This is a genomic window from Corallococcus terminator (assembly GCF_049194865.1).
GTDB classification, from domain to species: Bacteria; Myxococcota; Myxococcia; order Myxococcales; family Myxococcaceae; genus Myxococcus; species Myxococcus terminator_A.
This window is the reverse complement of record NZ_JBLZWL010000065.1, coordinates 1-15,150: the sequence shown is the minus strand read 5'-3', so window position 1 is coordinate 15,150 and position 15,150 is coordinate 1. Positions and strand designations below refer to the sequence as shown.

Genomic DNA, 15,150 nt, shown 5'->3' with positions numbered 1-15,150 from the left:
GTGGCACCCGCCCACGCGGTACTACCCGCCCGGACGCGTCTCCGCGGTGCGCGACGCATCGGGGGCGCTGCTGCCCGTGGAGCGCGGGGGCACGGGAGACGAGGAGCCCCCGGCCGGAGCCACCACCTGCACCGGCGCTCCGCCCTCGGCCGGACGAGGCGCCTTCGCCTCCGCGACCTTCTGCGACAGCGTGGAGTCCAGCCCCTTGGCGAAAGTCGCCACCTGCGGGTCCGCCGCGCCCTGCAGCCTGCGCAGCGACTTCCAGAAGGGGTGGTCCGCCTGCCCCGCCTGCACCAGCGCGCGGGCCAGCAGCGTCGAGGACGACTCGCGGTCCGAGGGAGAAGCCGCGCGCAGCGCCACCACGAGCTCCTCCGGCGCCGTCCGGGCCACCTCTCCCAGCGCCACGGACATCTCCGTCTGCGCCTGGGCATCCACCCCCGTGGCGCCCGCCAGCTCCAGCACCCGGGCCAGCGCCTCCGTGTTTCCGCCCGCCGCCAGCTCCACCATGCTGGTGACGCCGGGCACCTCCACGGACAACATCCGCGCCACTTCCCTCAGCCGGCCGTACACGTCATTACCCGCCGAGTAGCTGTCCAACAGCGTGCGCGCGCCCAGGTAGTCATGCGGGTTGGACTGGTAGAGGCTCTCCGCCAGCACCGCGCGCACCGCCGGGTCTCTCTCGCTGCGCCACGCCGTGCGCAGGAAGCCCAGGTTGCGCTGGTCTCTCTGCCGGCCCAGGTCCAGGTACGTCTTGATGCGGGCCGCCACGTCGTCGATGGCGCCCGACGGCTTGCCCCCGTCCGCGAGCGAGGCCACCGCGCTGGAGGGCCCCAGGCTGGAGCCCGTGGCGGCCACCGCCGCGCCCAGCGCATCCAGGCCCGCGACGATGGGCCCGGCACGGCCGGCGAAGTCGTTCACCATCATGGAGAAGGAGAAGCGCTCACCGCCCGCGCTCGTCACGTAGCCGCTCAGCGCGGAGACGCCCTCCAGCGTGCCCGTCTTCGCGCGCAGCTTGCCCACCGCGTCGCTGCCCTCGAAGCGGTACTTCAGCGTGCCGTCCTTGCCGGCGATGGGCACCGAGGACAGGTACTCCGGCGCGAAGGGGAAGCGCGTGTACATGTAACGCAGCAGCTTGTTGAGCTGCGCGGCGGAGAAGCGGTTCGCGTCGTTCAGGCCGCTGCCGTTCTTCATCACGTACGTGCCGCGGGAGATGCCCACGTCGCGCTCCAGGAACTGCTCGACGACTTCCACGCCCTTGGTGAAGGAGCCCGGCTGGCCACGCCCCTCCGCGCCCATCGTCTTGAGGAGCTGCTCGGCGACGAAGTTGCTGGAGAGCTTGTTGAGGCGCTTGAGCACCACGTCGAACGTGTCCGACTGGGCCACGTGCACCATGCGCGCCTTGGACGGCGTCAGGCCCGTCTTCACCCGGCCCTTCACCTTCATGCCGCGCGTGTTCAAGAGCTGCTTGAGCGTCTGGCCGAAGTACATGGGGGGGCTGTCGATCTTCTTCCAGACGCTGACGGCCCCGCCGCGCTCGGGTGGCACCTGCCCGCGCACCACGATTTTCTGCTGCGGGCCCGCCGGGTCCGACGTCACGGAGACGCGCCGCGCGCGCTTCGCGCCGGTGGACAGCTGGTTGTCCACGATGAAGTAGTCGCTCGGGGGCTCCATCTCCACGGTGCCCTTGGCGCCGGGGCTGGCGCCGGGCCGCAGGAAGATGGCCACCGCGTTCCAGTTGAGGCTCAGCGCGCCAGTGGGCGCCATGTACGCCCGGTCCGAGTCCTCCTGGTCATACCCGGGCGGCGTGCGCTCGGAGTCGAACCAGGAGTCGTCCACGACGATGTCCCCCACCTCGCGCAGGCCCGAGTGCCACAGCTCCGACACCACGCCCCACAGGCGCTCGGTCGTCATGGACGGGTCGCCCTTGCCGCGCACGTAGAGCGTCTTCACCTTGCCGTCCGTCGGCATCTCCGGCTCGACGAGGAACTCCGTGTCGTAGCGGAACTCCGGCCCGAGCGTCGCCAGCGCCGCCGCGGACGTGACGAGCTTCACGTTCGACGCCGGGTTGAGCAGCTCGTCCGCGTTGTGGGTGAACACCACCGCGCCGTCGTCCAGGCTCTGCATGTGGACGCCCACGCGGCTCACCTTGAGCGGCGCGCGTTGCAACACTTCGAGCAACGCGGCCCGCAGGGCTTCGCGGTCCGCGCGCTTCTCGGCGGAGGTGGGCGGCGCCGCGAGGGCACCGTATGGAAGCAGCAGGGAAACGATGGCCGTCGCGGCCAAGAGGTGTCTGGCTCGAAGAACCTGCACGCACGCTCCGGGGAAGTCGGCGGCCATTATGGGGAAGGGCGCGAAAGCACGGCAAGGGCGCGGGGGTGCGGGAGTCCACGGTTGGGCGCTCGCTCTACCGCCAAGTGGAAATTGGCGACCCTCACATGTGGACTTCTTTTCACTGCGGTCCTCTCAACGCCCAAGATGCCGATAACAGCCGGGCGCATCATGAGGGGTGCCCCTGACAGCCGTGGAGGAAACTTCGATGAGAGCGGTGGTGCAGCGGGTGCTGGAGGCATCGGTGACGGTGGACGGGCAACGGGTGAGTGAGATGGGCCCCGGCCTGCTGGTGCTGCTCGGCGTCGGCAAGGGCGATACGGAAGCGGACGTGGCGTGGATGGTGGAGAAACTCGCCACCTTGCGAATCTTCGAGGACGCCGCCGGCAAGATGAACCTCTCCCTGGAGGACACCTCCCGACAGCTCATCGTCGTCAGCCAGTTCACCCTCTACGGAGACGCGCGCAAGGGCCGGCGCCCCAGCTTCATCGACGCCATGGAGCCCGCCGTCGCCAAGGCCCTGTACGAGCGCGCCTGCGAGGGCCTCCGCCAGCGCGGCCTCACCGTGGGCACCGGCATCTTCGCGGCGGACATGAAGGTGGCGCTCGTCAACGACGGGCCCGTCACCCTCCTCCTCGACAGCCCGGCTCCGGCGCCGCCCAAGCCCTAGATGCGGACGGTGCTGCCCTTGGTGACGAGGGCGGCCAGGCCCTGCTTGGCCAGCGCCGCCTGGCGGATGTGCGTGGTGAGCGCGCCCAGCTCCCGAATCCAGCTCGCCGCGCGCGGCCCCAGCCCGGAGAAGGCCACCGTCAGCGGAGGAGGCTGAGCCAGCTTGCCCAGCCAGTAGCCGAGCACCTCGTCCTTCTCCGGCAGCGACGGCAGCTTCATGCGCTCCTGCTCGCGGGCGATGAGCCGCTCCAGCTTGCGCGGCAGGTTCACCTGCCAGTGCGCCACCGCGCGGGCCGGACGCCAGGCCCAGTCGGCGAAGGCGAAGCGCTCGGTGGGGAAGTACTCGCCCCGGCCCTGGGTGACGAAGACGCGGTCCGGGGGGAACTCCGGGAAGGGGTCCCAGTGCCCCGCCAGCAGCGAGGCCAGCCCCATGTCCGCCAGGGGCCTGAAGCGGAAGCCGTCGCGCACCTCGCGGGCGCCCTTCGAGTCCCAGTACGGGTAGTTGGACTCCTCCAGCATCAGCGCCAGGTGCAGCGCCTCGTCCCAGGCGTCCGCGTAGCCGGCGTGCTGCGCGCCCACCTCCCAGCCCGCGGGGCCTTCCTTCCAGGGGAGGAAGGCGAGCCGGTCCACCAGGTCCGACCAGGGGTCCGCGTCCACCGAGCCCAGGCCCCCGGGCACCGCAGTGGCCAGCATCCGCTCGCAGAGCATCCGCGCCTGCCCGTCTCCCAGCGTCTCCAGCAGCGACTCCAGGGCCCCCGTCGCGTCACCCATGGCGCGCGAGAGGAACGGGAGCACCTGCTCATGGAAGAACCGGTCGTTGATGGGCCGCAACACCACGTCCATGGGGTCCCCCCTCGGGACGGCCTTCAGGGCCGTGCGTCTTCCTCGATGATGAGCTTGTGGATGGCTTCGGCTGTCGTCGCCTCCAGGATGGAGGCCCGGAAGCGGGGGTTCTTGAAGAGGCGGGAGATGCGAGCCAGCGCCTTGAGGTGCACGCCCGCGCTGTTCTCCGGGGCCACCAGCGCGAAGAACAGGTTGGTGGGCTTGCCGTCGATGGCCTCGAAGTCCACGCCCGTCCGGGACACGCCGAAGGCCGCCTGGAGCTGCGACATGCCCTGCAGCTTGCCGTGGGGAATGGCCACGCCCTCGCCGATGCCAGTGCTGCCCAGCTTCTCGCGCTCGCGCAGCACCTCCACCAGCCGGTCTTCCGTCAGCAGGGGGTGGGCCCGCACCAACGTGGCGCTCAACTCGCGCAACACTTCCGGCTTCGTCCGCGACTGCATGTCCGCGATGACGGCTTGGGGGCTGAGGAACTCGGCGATTCTCACTGACGCTCCCGCGCTGGCGCTCCTGAGATGGCGGCAATTACTCCTCACCCTCGATTCGCGCAAGGGTCGCCTGCCATCCTGGCCTCACGGCCGCTCACTGCGCATCAGGGCCTGGGGGCCTTGGGTCACCCCCAGGCCACCCTCCCCGGTCGTCCCAGGGGGCGATATGCGCCCTCAGGGCCGCCGTTTCCCGCCGTGAATCCTCGAATCAAAGCAGGAAGGGAGCGACCGCCATGAAGCGAACGCTGTGCTCGAGCCTCGTCGTGATTTCGGTGTGGGCCACCGGCTGCGCCACCACCGCGTCTCCAAGGGGCGTGGCCCTGGGAGACGCCGCCGAGGAGTCCCTGCTCCTGCAAGGCGACTCCATCACCGGCCCCAGCTCCACCCTGAGCATCGCCGACAACGCCATGCACGGCCGCTACCGCAGGGACGCCGTTTCGCTCCAGTGGGACTACCAGCGGCTGACCGGTGCCGTGGGCAACAAGGCGGCGCGGCTGGAGCTGGCGGAGGGGGACGACACCCGCGTCTGGGGCACCTTCGGCGGGCTGGCGGTGGACCTCACCGAGGACGGCACGTACCTGCACGGACGGGTGGGTCCCTGCGCCTACGTGCTGAAGCGCGTGGGAGACACCCTGGCGGGCATCCGTGAGTGCGGCGGCACGGTGGAGAAGGACCTCACCCTGGCCTTCCCCGCGACGCTCCACCAGCGCCCCCTGGGAGAGCGGGCCGCGCTGATGACGCTGGCGCTCGTCAACACGCGGGCACCCCTCGTCACGACCGCGATGACCGTCGCGAGCATGGCGGGTGACGCGCGCAACGAGCAGGCCTTCACCTCGTGCAAGAAGGTCCAATGACGGACTGACGGGCGCTCGTCGCCACCAGGCGTCCCGGCCATGCTCCATCCCCCGAGGGAGGGGTGGAGCGCGCCGTCTTTTTTCGCGCCGATATGCGCTTCGAGCACCGTCGTTCTTGGCGACGGATGCGCCAGCCGCCATTCCGGGTGGCTGGGGGGACACTGGTGCACGTGGCCGACCACGGGCGCCGGATGCGGCATCCATGAAGGAACGGCAACGCCCCCGTCACACACCGGACGGGGGTGTTCGCGCTCCGCCTCCTCGAGGGGGGTGGCGGAGCGCGGCTCTTCCTTACCGGACTGACTCCGTCGGGCTCAGGTCCCCGCGGCGACGGCCAGGGCCGGCGGCTCGTGGGGCTCGATGAGGCCGTACTGGCCATCCTTGCGCCGGTAGATGATGCCCAGCGCGTCCGACTCCACGTTGTGGAAGACGTAGAAGTCGTTGTTCATCAGGTTCATCTGCATCACCGCCTCGTCCACCGAGAGCTGCTTGACGGTGAGCTGGGTGGCGCGCACCACGCGCGTCGCCGCGCTGGCTGCCGTGTCGACGGGGTCCGCGGCCGTCGTCGTCGTGGACGGCTCCGCCGTGGACTTCGCGGCGATGGCGGCCAGCTCCTCCGCGTCCGGCACCTCGAAGACGGCGTGACGCACCCTCAGGTTGTTCACCAGGTCCTGACGGTGGTGGACGCGATCGCGACCGTGATGCGTCTTCAGCTTGTCCCGGTAGCGGCGCAGCTGGCGCTCGATTTTGTCCATCGCCAGGTCGATGGACGCGTACATGTCATCGCTCTCCGCCCGCCCGCGCAGCACCCAGGCGCCGGATTGGATGGTGATGTCCGCGTGGTGGACGTAACGCTCCAGGTACAGGACGACGTGTGCCTCTCCTGCTCTGTCCAACAGCTTGTTCACCCGCTCGACCTTCTCGCGTGCGTATTCTTTGAGGGAATCCGACGCCCCGAACTGACGGAAGGTGATGTTGAACTGCATGCGTGGCTGCCTCCTAGGGTGAGGGGAGCTGCGTGACAGATCAGAAACTTCTGACCTCGGGAAAGCAACCCGTCCCCCCACGTTGCCTCTTCCCGAGCGCACCACGCGTCCGGGGGCTGACAACCCGGCGTCGCTGGCCCGCATCCATGCGGGGCACCAGACTCTTCAACCCCTCGGAATCACGCGTCGGAATCACGCGCCGCGCCATGCGCTGGGTGCCGCGAGACACGGGCTCAGGCGAGCAGCCCTCTCACTGCACCGCCACCACCTGCTCCTGCGAATGGAAGTAGGAGCCCCGGCAGGCAGCCACGCCCACGCACTCCGTCACCTCGCCCTGCACGGTGCCGCTCAGGGTCAGCAGATGCGTGGCCGCGCCCAGCTGCGAGGGAACAGTGAAGGTGATTTTCCCGCCCTCGCGCGTGACGGTCATCCCCGCGGTGACGGCGCCACCCTCGGGCAGGAGCGTGGCGCCGGCGGCGGCGAGCGACTCGGTCGTCGGAGACCACTGGAACGAGTACGTCTGCCCCCGCAGCAGTCGCGTCGCCGTCCCGGTGAAGGCGCGCTTCGCCTGCCCCTCCTTCATCGTGAGGGTGACGGTGTGGCTCGCGTCCTGGAAGACGACGCGCGCATCCGTGACAGGCAGCGCCGCCCAGGTATCGGGGTCGAAGTCGAAGAAGGCCCGCGTGGGCAGGCACACGTCGCGGCTCGCCGTGGAATCGACGCCGCCCTGCTCCAGCTGCATGGCCTGGCCGTTGAACGTCGCGGTGGCGCCATCGTTCAGCCGGGTGCAGCGGTCTCCGCCCGCCTGGGAGAACGTCACCGTGACGCGGTGGGAGCCCGGGGCCTGCTCCACTTCGAACAGGTCGATGTCCGCGTGTGAGTACGTGAGCGTGCGGTCCGCGAGCGCCGCGAGGTCCACGGTCTCCGTGGTGATGGAATCACCACAGCCCGACAGCAACCCGAGCGCGACCAGGACTCCCGATACCGCGCCACCAGGGAAACGAGAGGAAGAGTGCATGCGGGTCGCACCCTATACCCACCACCCCTGGGGACTGGGAGCAGAACGGCGCCGGGGCGTCACCTTTCCCACCCCCGCGCACGTCCGCCTGTCCGCTAGCCCGCTTGCTGGAGGAGGCCCTCCAGCCGAGCTTTCACTTCCGGCCACTCCGTGTCGATGACGCCGTAGTACACGCTGTCGCGCACCACCCCGCCGCGCACCAGCACGTGGTTGCGGAGGATGCCCTCGAGCTTCGCGCCCATCCGCTCAATCGCCGCGCGAGAGCGCGCGTTGCGCCGGTCCGTCTTGAGCTGCACGCGCATGACGCCGAGCGTGTCGAAGGCGTGGCTCAACAACAGATATTTGGCCTCGGTATTCACGCGCGTGCGCCACACCCGACGGCCCAGCCACGTCCAGCCAATCTCCAGCGTCCGGTGCTCTCTTTGGATGTCCAGGTAGCTGGTGGTGCCCACGACAGCCCCCGTCTCGCGCTCCACGATGACGAAGGGCCGCTCCGTTCCCCGCTCCGTCGCTCCGAGCGCCCGGGTGATGAAGCGCTCCACGTCCTCCAGCGAGCGCAGCACCACCGAGAAGTTCATGAAGATGTCGTCCTCGCACAGCGCGGCCAGCGCCGGGGCGTGCTCGAGCCCCAGCGGCTCCAGGCGCACCGTGCGCCCCTCCAGGACGACAGGCGGAACGACGAGGGGCACGAGCGCCCGGCGAGGGGCGTCGGCATCCGACGGAAATGAAAAAGGGGCGCTCATGGCGCCCCCGAATCTCATCCCCCGGAAGCCCGAGGGGAAGAGCCACTTGTCACGGACTCAGTAGTACCGCTTGCGCTTGCTGCTCGGGAGGATGCCCAGCACCTCGCGGTACTTGGCCACCGTGCGGCGCGCGATTTCGGTGCCCTGCGAGCGCAAGAGCTCCACGATCTTCTGGTCCGAGTACGGATTGCGCGCGTCTTCCTGCGACACGAGCTGCTTGATGTGGTGCTTCACCGCTTCGCTCGCGGTGTCCTCGCCGGACACGCGGGAGATGGACGAGTTGAAGAAGTACTTCAGCTCGAAGATGCCCTGCGGCGTGTGCACGTACTTGCTCGTCGTCACGCGGCTCACCGTGGACTCGTGCATGCCGATGTCCTCGGCCACGTCCCGGAGGATGAGCGGCTTCAAGTGGGCGATGCCCTTGTCCAGGAAGTCCTTCTGGAACTTCACGATGCTCTCGGTGACTTTGTAGATGGTCCGCTGCCGCTGGTGGATGGAGCGGATGAGCCACACCGCGCTGCGCAGCTTGTCCTGGATGAAGTCCTTCGTCTGGCCGGGGCCCACCGCGCCCGTCTTCAGCGCGTTCCGGTAGGTGCCGGAGATGCGCAGCTTGGACAGGCCGTCGTCGTTGAGCACCACCGTGTACTCTTCGCCCATCTTGTAGACGAACACGTCGGCGGTGATGTACTGCGCGTCGTCGCCGCTGAAGTTGCGGCCCGGCTTCGGGTCCAGCTTGGGGAGCAGCTTCACCGCCTCCACCACCTCTTCCAAGGTGACCTTCAGGTCCTTGGCGATGGCGGGCAGGTTCTTGCTCTCCAGGTACTTCATGTGCCGCTTGATGATGAGGCCCAAGAGAGGCGCCTGCGGCTCCTTCATCCCCTGCAACTGGATGAGCAGGCACTCCTGCAGGTCGCGCGCGCCGCAGCCCCGGGGCTCCAGCATCTGGATGCGCCGCAGGGTGCGCTCGGCCACGTGCATGGGCACGTCCGCCTCGTTGCACAGGCGGATGAGCGGGTCGCCCTCCACGTCCGGCAGCTTCAGATAGCCGTCGTCATCCAGGTTGCCGAGGATGAGCATGGCGACGCGGCGCTCGGCGTCGTTCAGGCGCAGCGTGCCGAGCTGCTCCTGGAGGTGGTCGACCAGGTCCTCCTTCTTGACGAGGTTGGCCTCGAACGACGGAAGGTCGTCCGTGGCCACGTTCCCCTTGTTGGAGGCGGTGGTCTGCTCGTTGAACTGGTAGCTGTTGAGGTACGCCTCCCAGTCGATTTCCGGGGGGCCGTCGCCGTCCGCCTTGAACTCCGTGGCCGTGTCGCTCGTGGCCGCCGGCATGTCCCCGTCGCGGGGCATCTCGACGTTGTCCGCCTCCAGCGACGCTTCCCCGGGCTCCTTGTCCCCCACGTCGCCCGGTGCCTGCTCGTCCGGCTGCTCCAGGAGTGGATTCTGATCCATCTCCTCGCGGACCTGCTCCAGCAGCTCCATGCGGGAGAGCTGAAGCAGCTTGATGGCCTGCTGCAGCTGGGGCGTCATCACCAGCTGCTGCGCAAGCTTCAGGCTTTGTTTGAGTTCCATCGCCATGAGACAGGGTCTCCCCGAGTGATTCAGCCCCTACACAACACGGGACCAATCAAAGACCGTGCCAACGTAACAAGGCCCCCTGACGGCGTCTAGTGGTGCAATCGTGGTCCCTTGCTTGCATATTCAAAATTCCACAAGGAATCCAACAACTTACACGCACTGAGCGTGACTCGGCCGTGTTGACCTGTCGACGCAAAAGCGAGGCCAACGCAGTCTATGCATTCGGTTGGCCGAAGGCCAGTCGTCCTCACAAGGGCTGCTGGAGACGAAACCGCTCTCCCAGGTAGACGGCTCGGGCCCGGGGAGAGGCGGCAATCTCGGAGGGCGTGCCCTCTTCGAGAATCTGCCCCTGTGTGATGATGTAGGCACGATCGCAGATACCCAGGGTGTCCTGGACGTTGTGGTCGGTGATGAGGACGCCCAGTCCGCGCTCTCGGAGCAGGAAGATCTGCCGCTGCAAGTCGCCGACGTTGATGGGGTCCACGCCGGCGAAGGGCTCGTCGAAGAGGATGAAGCGCGGCTCGGGCAAGAGGCTCCGGGCAATCTCCGCGCGGCGGCGCTCGCCCCCGGAGAGGGTGCCGCCCAGGGACTCGGCGACGTGGGTGAGGCCGAACTCCTCCAGGATGGCGGTGGCGCGCGTCTCGCGGGCGCGCTTGTCCATGCCCTTCTGGAGCTCCAGCACGGACAGGAAGTTGTCGCGCACGGTGAGCTTGCGGAAGACGGAGGCTTCCTGGGGCAGGTAGCCCACGCCCCGGCGAGCGCGGCGGTGCATGGGCAGGTGCGTGAGGTCCTCGTCACCGATGCGCACGCGGCCCGCGTCGGGCGTCACCAGGCCCACCACCATGTTGAAGCTCGTCGTCTTGCCGGCGCCGTTGGGGCCCAGCAGGCCCACCACTTCGCCCGGGGCCACGGTGAAGGAGACGCCGTTGACGACCTGGCGACCGCGGTAGGCCTTCTTCAGGCCATCGGCGTGCAGCTTCCCGTCGCTCATCGTGGAGCAGCCTCCTGGGGCCGCGCGGGCGTCGGGCGAGCGGGCGCGGCCGTGCCCTTCCGCTTGCCTGGAGCGGGGGCCGACGGCGGGGACTCGAAGATGATGACGGCGTTCTCCACGTCGAGTCGCTCGCTGCCCAACGTGAGGCGCACCTTCGTCCCACGCATGTACGTCGTCCCCTGGCGCGCCTCGGGCGTGCCCGTGACGACGAGGACTCCGCTGGCCACGTCGTACTCGGCGCGCTCGCCCCGGGCCATGCGGTCTCCGTCCACCGCGTGCACTCCGCCGGTGCACACCACCCGCGTCACCACCCGCGTCGAGGCGAAGTAGGCAATCATCCGGTCGCACTTCAAATCCAGGGTGCGGTGCTTCACCTTCACGTTGCCGGTGAGCGTCGCCTGCGACTTGCCGCCCTCGATGAGGTCGGCGTTGATTTGCACCGGCTCCTTGAGGTCCACCGGCCCCAGCGCGCCCTGGCTTGGGCTGGCCGCCGAGGTGCCCGCGTCCGCGCTGACGGGAGGCGTCGTCCCGCCATCCCCGGGCGTGGCCGCGACGGCGGGCATGGGCTGCGCCACGAAGAACGCCATCACGAGGAACTCAATCACGCTCAGCCGCTCCCAGCACGGTCTCCACCGAGCCTTCGAAGTTGAATGTCTCATCCGGGAAGGACAGTGAGAAACGGTCCGCCCGCAGTCGGTACGCCGGCCCTCGCACCTGCACGCCCTCGTTGCCATGCGCGCCCTTCTGGACGGCGTCGTAGGTCAACCGGGGCGTGTTCACCACCATCCCCTCGCCCGTGCGGACCACCACGCCCCCCGAAGCCACCAGCTGCTTGGACGCGAGGCTGCCCTCCATATTCGGAGCGCTGATGTCCATGCCCGCGGCGGTGCCGACCGACATGCCCTCCTCCGTGGTGCCCGGAGGCATGCGCAGCGTGGCGTTCGTGGCCTGCACGTCGCCCCCCGCGCGCTGGTAGGTGAGCTGCTCGGCCTCGCCCGACAGCGTGAGGCGCTCGCCCTCGTAGGACATCAGGCGCGCGCCATGGAGCACCACCTGGGGCGGGGGCTGCTGAGGGGGCCCCTCCGCCTGGCGGCGCGGGGAGCACGCCGCGACGAGCAGGCAGGCGGCGAGGAGTCGGACGGACGGGCTCGGCACGGGTGCCTTCTATCACCGGGCGGTGGCGTGCGCCGCCTCGACAAGCACGGGTTCGGTGGCCACGGGAGGGCGCGTCTTCCAGCGCTGGTGCATCCACACCCACTGCTCGGGGGTGCGCCGGATGGCCGCCTCGATTCGCGCGGACAGGGCCTGGGTGAGCTCCAGCGCCGCCACTTCGCGGTCCCCGCTAGCGGGCACGGGCACCTCCTCCATCGACAGCCGGTAGCCCCCACCCTCCACGCGGTGACAGAAGCCCGTCACCACCGCCGCGCGCGTGCGCACCGCCAGGTCCGCCGCCGCGCGAGGCGTGGCCGCCAGCTCCCCGAAGAAGGGCACGAAGAGCGACTGCACCTTGGTGTCCTGGTCGATGAGCAGGCCGAGAATCTCCCCGGCGCGCAGCGCGCGCAGCATGGCCCGCGCCGCGCCCTCCTGGCCGCGCCAGATGCTGCGCACCCCACCCCGCGCCCGGAAGCGCTCCACCAGCACGGTGAGCCGGGGGTCCGTGGTCTCCTTCGCGATGCTCTGGCAAGGGTAGCCCGCTCGCGACACACGGCGGGCCAGCAGCTCCCAGTTGCCCACGTGGCCGGAGATGAAGACCACGCCCTTGCCCCGCGCCAGGGCCGCGTCCAGCACGGCCCGGTCCTCGGCGGGCCAGGCCACCAGCTGCTCCAGCCCCCTGTCCAGGGCGCCCGTGCAGGCCACCTCCAGCGCCGCGGCGCCCAGGTGCCGGAAGGAGGCGAGGCCCAGGGCCTGCCGCTCCGCGTCGGACTTCTCCGGGAAGGCCACGGCCAGGGACTTCAAGGCCTTGCGGCGCTCCCCACCGGCCAGCGTGTAGGCAAGTCCGCCCAGGCGGAAGCCCAGGGCCCGCGCCCAACCCAGCGGGAGGGGTTGAAGGCACAACAGGACGCTCCGGATGAGCAGGTACCGGAGGAAACGTTTCAGGCGCTTTGCTAAGGGGGGATGCTCCACAGTCGCTCCATACCCCATGCGCGAATACAACTTCGACGGGCTCGTCGGTCCTACTCACAACTACGCTGGCCTGTCGCCCGGTAACCTGGCGTCGCAGAGCCATGTCGGAGAGCCGAGCCATCCCCGTGAGGCCGCGCTCCAGGGCCTGGAGAAGATGCGCTTCGTCTCCAGCCTGGGCGTCGGGCAGGCGGTGCTGCCTCCCCAGCCGCGCCCCTCGCTGCGCGCCCTGCGGGCCCTGGGCTTCACCGGCACGGACGAGGAGGTCATCACCCGCGCCGCCCGCGAGGGCGAGCACCTGCTGCGCCTCACCTCCAGCGCCTCCTCCATGTGGACGGCCAACGCCGCCACCGTGGCCCCCAGCACGGACACGGCCGACGGCCGCGTGCACCTGACGCCCGCGAACCTGTCGCAGATGTTCCACCGCGCGCTGGAGGCGGACACGACGCACTCCGTGCTGCGCTCCATCTTCTCCAACGAGAAGCACTTCGCGGTGCACGCGCCGCTGCCGCCCGGCAGCCACTTCGCGGACGAGGGCGCGGCCAACCACACACGGCTGGCCACCCCGGGCCACCCGGGCGTGCACCTGCTCGCCTGGGGTCGCAGCGCGTGGCAGGACGTCCCCGGCCCCAAGCGCTTCCCCGCCCGACAGACGCTGGAGTCGAGCCAGGCCCTGGCGCGGCTGCACCAACTGGACGCGCGCTGCGTGCTCTTCCCGCAGCAACACCCGGAGGGCATCGACGCGGGCGCCTTCCACACGGACGTGCTCGCGGTGGGCAACGAGCGCTTCCTCATGCTGCACGAGCTGGCCTTCGTGGATTACCCAGGCCTGCTCCAGGTGCTGCGCGAGAAGCTGGGGCCGGACTTCCGCGCGGTGGTGGCCAGCAGCGCGGAGCTTCCGCCCAAGGACGCGGTGAAGGCGTACCCGTTCAACTCGCAGGTGCTGACGCTGCCGGATGGGACGATGGCGATTGTCGCCCCGGTGGAGAGCCGCGAGACGCCCGCCGCGCGCGGCTTCCTGGAGCGCATCCTCGCCGAGGACACGCCGGTGAAGGCCGTGCACTACCTGGACGTACGCCAGTCCATGAACAACGGCGGAGGCCCCGCGTGCCTGCGCCAGCGCGTGTGGCTCACGGACACCGAGCGCCGGGCCATCGACGCCGACGTCTTCTACACGCCCGCCCTGCACGAGTCCCTGGCCGCGTGGGTGCGCCGTCACTACCGCGAGGTGCTGCGCCCTCGTGACTTGCAGGACCCGAACCTCGCGCGCGAGACGATGACCGCGCTGGATGAACTGACCCGCATCCTCAAGCTGGGGAGCGTCTACGACTTCCAGCAGTGAGCCGCGGCAGCCCGCCCGCCTGCTCCATTGACGGGGCGGCGGGCGCCTGGCGGATGGCCCTGATGTCGAGGGGCGAGGGGTGTGGTGGTCGGAACCGTCGGGGTGAGCACCTTTCCCTCAAGGAGGTGACGCCCCGTGATTCCCGCATCCATCCAGCACTACCTGCAACACAACCGTGTCCTCTATGAGCGCTACTGGCACCCGCGTGCTGTCACTGCACAGGAGCTGGCCCAGACACTCCATGTCTCGGGTTGGCGCGTGGCCAAGTCCGTCATCGTCATGGCGGACCGACAGCCATGGATTTTCGTCGTGCCCGCGGCGGGCACCGTGGACCTCGCGCGCGTGAGAGAACTCCTGGGCTGTCGCACGGCGAGGCTCGCGACGGAGCGGGAGTTCTCCAACCACTTCCCTGACTGCGAGCTGGGGGCCGAACCGCCCTTCGGCGAGATGTACGGGCTCCCCGTGGCGGTGGACGAGACGCTCAGCCTGACGGAGCACCTGCTCATCCGCGCGGGCTCTCACGAGGAGGCCCTGGAGATGCGCTTCCAGGACTTCGCCACGCTGGAGTGGCCGCTGGTGGCCTCGTTCATCCACGAGGGACTGCAGCAGCCCCTCCCGTCGGTGATTCCCCTCACTCCGCTGCTGATGGAGCAGGAAGCACCGATGCCCGCCTGACCCGCCGTTCGCGGGCGCTAGGGCTCCACGGGCGGCTCTCTCGGGCCTCCCAACAGGTGCTCCAGCTCCTGCGCCCTCGGGTCATCCATCAGCTCCTTGCGACGGGCGTCCACCCGGGTGCGCTCGGCGGACTCCAGGCGCGTCACCCATGCCCGCGCGGACTCGCGGGAGTCGGGCGGCAACAGCCCCAGGCCCTCGCGCACCGAGCGCGCCGCGGCGTCATAACGACGCAGCGTCTCCTGCAACCGCGCCACCGCGAAGTACGCGTCCGCGCTCGGCACCAACCGCGCCGCCGTCTGTCGTCGCTCCACGGCGCGCGACAGCAGTCCCTCGCGCTCCAGGCCGTCCGCCTCCATCGACAACATCCGCGCCCGCTGGCGGTAGTCCGAGATGAGGCCACCCACCGACTGGAGCGTCTCGCGAGACCGCCGCGTCAGCCCTGCCTCCAACTGCCAGGAGGCAAGGGTGAAGGCCAGCTCCACGTTGCCCGGGTGACGGGCCCGCAGCGTCTCCACGGCGC

At 69.6% G+C, this 15,150-nt stretch carries 15 protein-coding genes and 1 pseudogene; 4 read left to right on the top strand and 12 right to left on the bottom strand.

What is annotated here, in order from left to right:
• Positions 1 to 21: 21 nt before the first annotated feature.
• Positions 22 to 2,310: a D-alanyl-D-alanine carboxypeptidase/D-alanyl-D-alanine endopeptidase gene (gene dacB / locus ACN469_RS21015; RefSeq protein ID WP_498770520.1), complete on the bottom strand. Its 2,289-nt coding sequence runs from the start codon at positions 2,308 to 2,310 to the stop codon at positions 22 to 24.
• Between the two features lie 226 nt (positions 2,311 to 2,536).
• On the opposite strand from dacB, the gene dtd reads away from it, so the two are divergent.
• Entirely contained in the window at positions 2,537 to 2,998 is a 462-nt protein-coding gene (dtd, locus tag ACN469_RS21010; RefSeq protein ID WP_498770519.1) for a D-aminoacyl-tRNA deacylase, read from the top strand.
• On the opposite strand, the gene ACN469_RS21005 is transcribed toward dtd, so the two are convergent.
• Both ACN469_RS21005 and ACN469_RS21000 read right to left on the bottom strand, forming a co-directional pair.
• The gene (locus ACN469_RS21005) at positions 2,995 to 3,840 is read right to left on the bottom strand and encodes a hypothetical protein (protein WP_498770518.1); all 846 of its coding nucleotides are present in this window, start codon (positions 3,838 to 3,840) and stop codon (positions 2,995 to 2,997) included. The genes dtd and ACN469_RS21005 overlap by 4 nt on opposite strands.
• 23 nt (positions 3,841 to 3,863) lie before the next feature.
• On the bottom strand, positions 3,864 to 4,325 hold the full coding sequence (locus tag ACN469_RS21000; RefSeq protein WP_498770517.1) for a PTS sugar transporter subunit IIA: 462 nt from the start codon (positions 4,323 to 4,325) through the stop codon (positions 3,864 to 3,866).
• A 233-nt stretch (positions 4,326 to 4,558) separates the two neighbouring features.
• Here ACN469_RS21000 and ACN469_RS20995 point away from each other — a divergent pair, with 233 nt between their 5' ends.
• Entirely contained in the window at positions 4,559 to 5,179 is a 621-nt protein-coding gene (locus ACN469_RS20995) for a hypothetical protein (protein WP_498770516.1), read from the top strand.
• 314 nt (positions 5,180 to 5,493) lie between these two features.
• On the opposite strand, the gene hpf is transcribed toward ACN469_RS20995, so the two are convergent.
• From hpf to ACN469_RS20955, 8 genes are all read right to left on the bottom strand, one after another.
• Positions 5,494 to 6,165, bottom strand: coding sequence for a ribosome hibernation-promoting factor, HPF/YfiA family (hpf, locus tag ACN469_RS20990; RefSeq protein ID WP_498770515.1), 672 nt, complete (start codon positions 6,163 to 6,165; stop codon positions 5,494 to 5,496).
• Between the two features lie 250 nt (positions 6,166 to 6,415).
• Positions 6,416 to 7,183, bottom strand: a complete 768-nt coding sequence (locus tag ACN469_RS20985; RefSeq protein WP_498770514.1) for a hypothetical protein — start codon at positions 7,181 to 7,183, stop codon at positions 6,416 to 6,418.
• 95 nt (positions 7,184 to 7,278) lie between these two features.
• Positions 7,279 to 7,926, bottom strand: a complete 648-nt coding sequence (locus ACN469_RS20980) for a GNAT family N-acetyltransferase (RefSeq protein ID WP_498770513.1) — start codon at positions 7,924 to 7,926, stop codon at positions 7,279 to 7,281.
• Positions 7,927 to 7,983: 57 nt separating this feature from the next.
• Complete coding sequence (gene rpoN, locus ACN469_RS20975; RefSeq protein ID WP_498770512.1) at positions 7,984 to 9,501, bottom strand: RNA polymerase factor sigma-54; 1,518 nt, start codon at positions 9,499 to 9,501, stop codon at positions 7,984 to 7,986.
• A 247-nt stretch (positions 9,502 to 9,748) separates the two neighbouring features.
• Positions 9,749 to 10,492 (bottom strand): LPS export ABC transporter ATP-binding protein, encoded by a 744-nt coding sequence (gene lptB, locus ACN469_RS20970; protein ID WP_498770511.1) that lies wholly within the window; start codon positions 10,490 to 10,492, stop codon positions 9,749 to 9,751.
• Positions 10,489 to 11,097 carry an LptA/OstA family protein gene (locus tag ACN469_RS20965; protein ID WP_498770510.1) on the bottom strand — a complete coding sequence of 203 codons (609 nt, stop codon included), beginning with the start codon at positions 11,095 to 11,097 and terminating at the stop codon, positions 10,489 to 10,491. The genes lptB and ACN469_RS20965 overlap by 4 nt, the downstream gene beginning before the upstream one ends.
• Positions 11,090 to 11,647, bottom strand: coding sequence for a hypothetical protein (locus tag ACN469_RS20960; protein WP_498770509.1), 558 nt, complete (start codon positions 11,645 to 11,647; stop codon positions 11,090 to 11,092). Before ACN469_RS20960 ends, ACN469_RS20965 begins: the two co-directional genes overlap by 8 nt.
• A 12-nt stretch (positions 11,648 to 11,659) precedes the next feature.
• On the bottom strand, positions 11,660 to 12,616 hold the full coding sequence (locus ACN469_RS20955; protein WP_498770508.1) for a lysophospholipid acyltransferase family protein: 957 nt from the start codon (positions 12,614 to 12,616) through the stop codon (positions 11,660 to 11,662).
• Positions 12,617 to 12,632: 16 nt separating this feature from the next.
• Between ACN469_RS20955 and astB the strand changes: the two genes are divergently transcribed.
• Positions 12,633 to 13,955, top strand: a complete 1,323-nt coding sequence (gene astB / locus ACN469_RS20950; RefSeq protein WP_498770507.1) for an N-succinylarginine dihydrolase — start codon at positions 12,633 to 12,635, stop codon at positions 13,953 to 13,955.
• A 135-nt stretch (positions 13,956 to 14,090) separates the two neighbouring features.
• Positions 14,091 to 14,630 carry an aminoacyl-tRNA deacylase gene (locus ACN469_RS20945; protein ID WP_498770506.1) on the top strand — a complete coding sequence of 180 codons (540 nt, stop codon included), beginning with the start codon at positions 14,091 to 14,093 and terminating at the stop codon, positions 14,628 to 14,630.
• Positions 14,631 to 14,647: 17 nt separating this feature from the next.
• Here the strand turns inward: ACN469_RS20945 and ACN469_RS20940 are convergent.
• Positions 14,648 to 15,150, bottom strand: a pseudogene (locus ACN469_RS20940) (O-antigen ligase family protein); the annotation flags it as partial.

Excerpts from the sequence above, each read along its gene's own strand:
- astB (WP_498770507.1), top strand. The coding sequence starts at position 12,633 with ATGCGCGAATACAACTTCGACGGGCTCGTCGGTCCTACTCACAACTAC.
- ACN469_RS20995 (WP_498770516.1), top strand. The coding sequence starts at position 4,559 with ATGAAGCGAACGCTGTGCTCGAGCCTCGTCGTGATTTCGGTGTGGGCC.
- ACN469_RS21005 (WP_498770518.1), bottom strand. The coding sequence starts at position 3,840 with ATGGACGTGGTGTTGCGGCCCATCAACGACCGGTTCTTCCATGAGCAG.
- hpf (WP_498770515.1), bottom strand. The coding sequence starts at position 6,165 with ATGCAGTTCAACATCACCTTCCGTCAGTTCGGGGCGTCGGATTCCCTC.
- rpoN (WP_498770512.1), bottom strand. The coding sequence starts at position 9,501 with ATGGCGATGGAACTCAAACAAAGCCTGAAGCTTGCGCAGCAGCTGGTG.
- ACN469_RS20985 (WP_498770514.1), bottom strand. The coding sequence starts at position 7,183 with ATGCACTCTTCCTCTCGTTTCCCTGGTGGCGCGGTATCGGGAGTCCTG.
- lptB (WP_498770511.1), bottom strand. The coding sequence starts at position 10,492 with ATGAGCGACGGGAAGCTGCACGCCGATGGCCTGAAGAAGGCCTACCGC.
- ACN469_RS20980 (WP_498770513.1), bottom strand. The coding sequence starts at position 7,926 with ATGAGCGCCCCTTTTTCATTTCCGTCGGATGCCGACGCCCCTCGCCGG.
- dtd (WP_498770519.1), top strand. The coding sequence starts at position 2,537 with ATGAGAGCGGTGGTGCAGCGGGTGCTGGAGGCATCGGTGACGGTGGAC.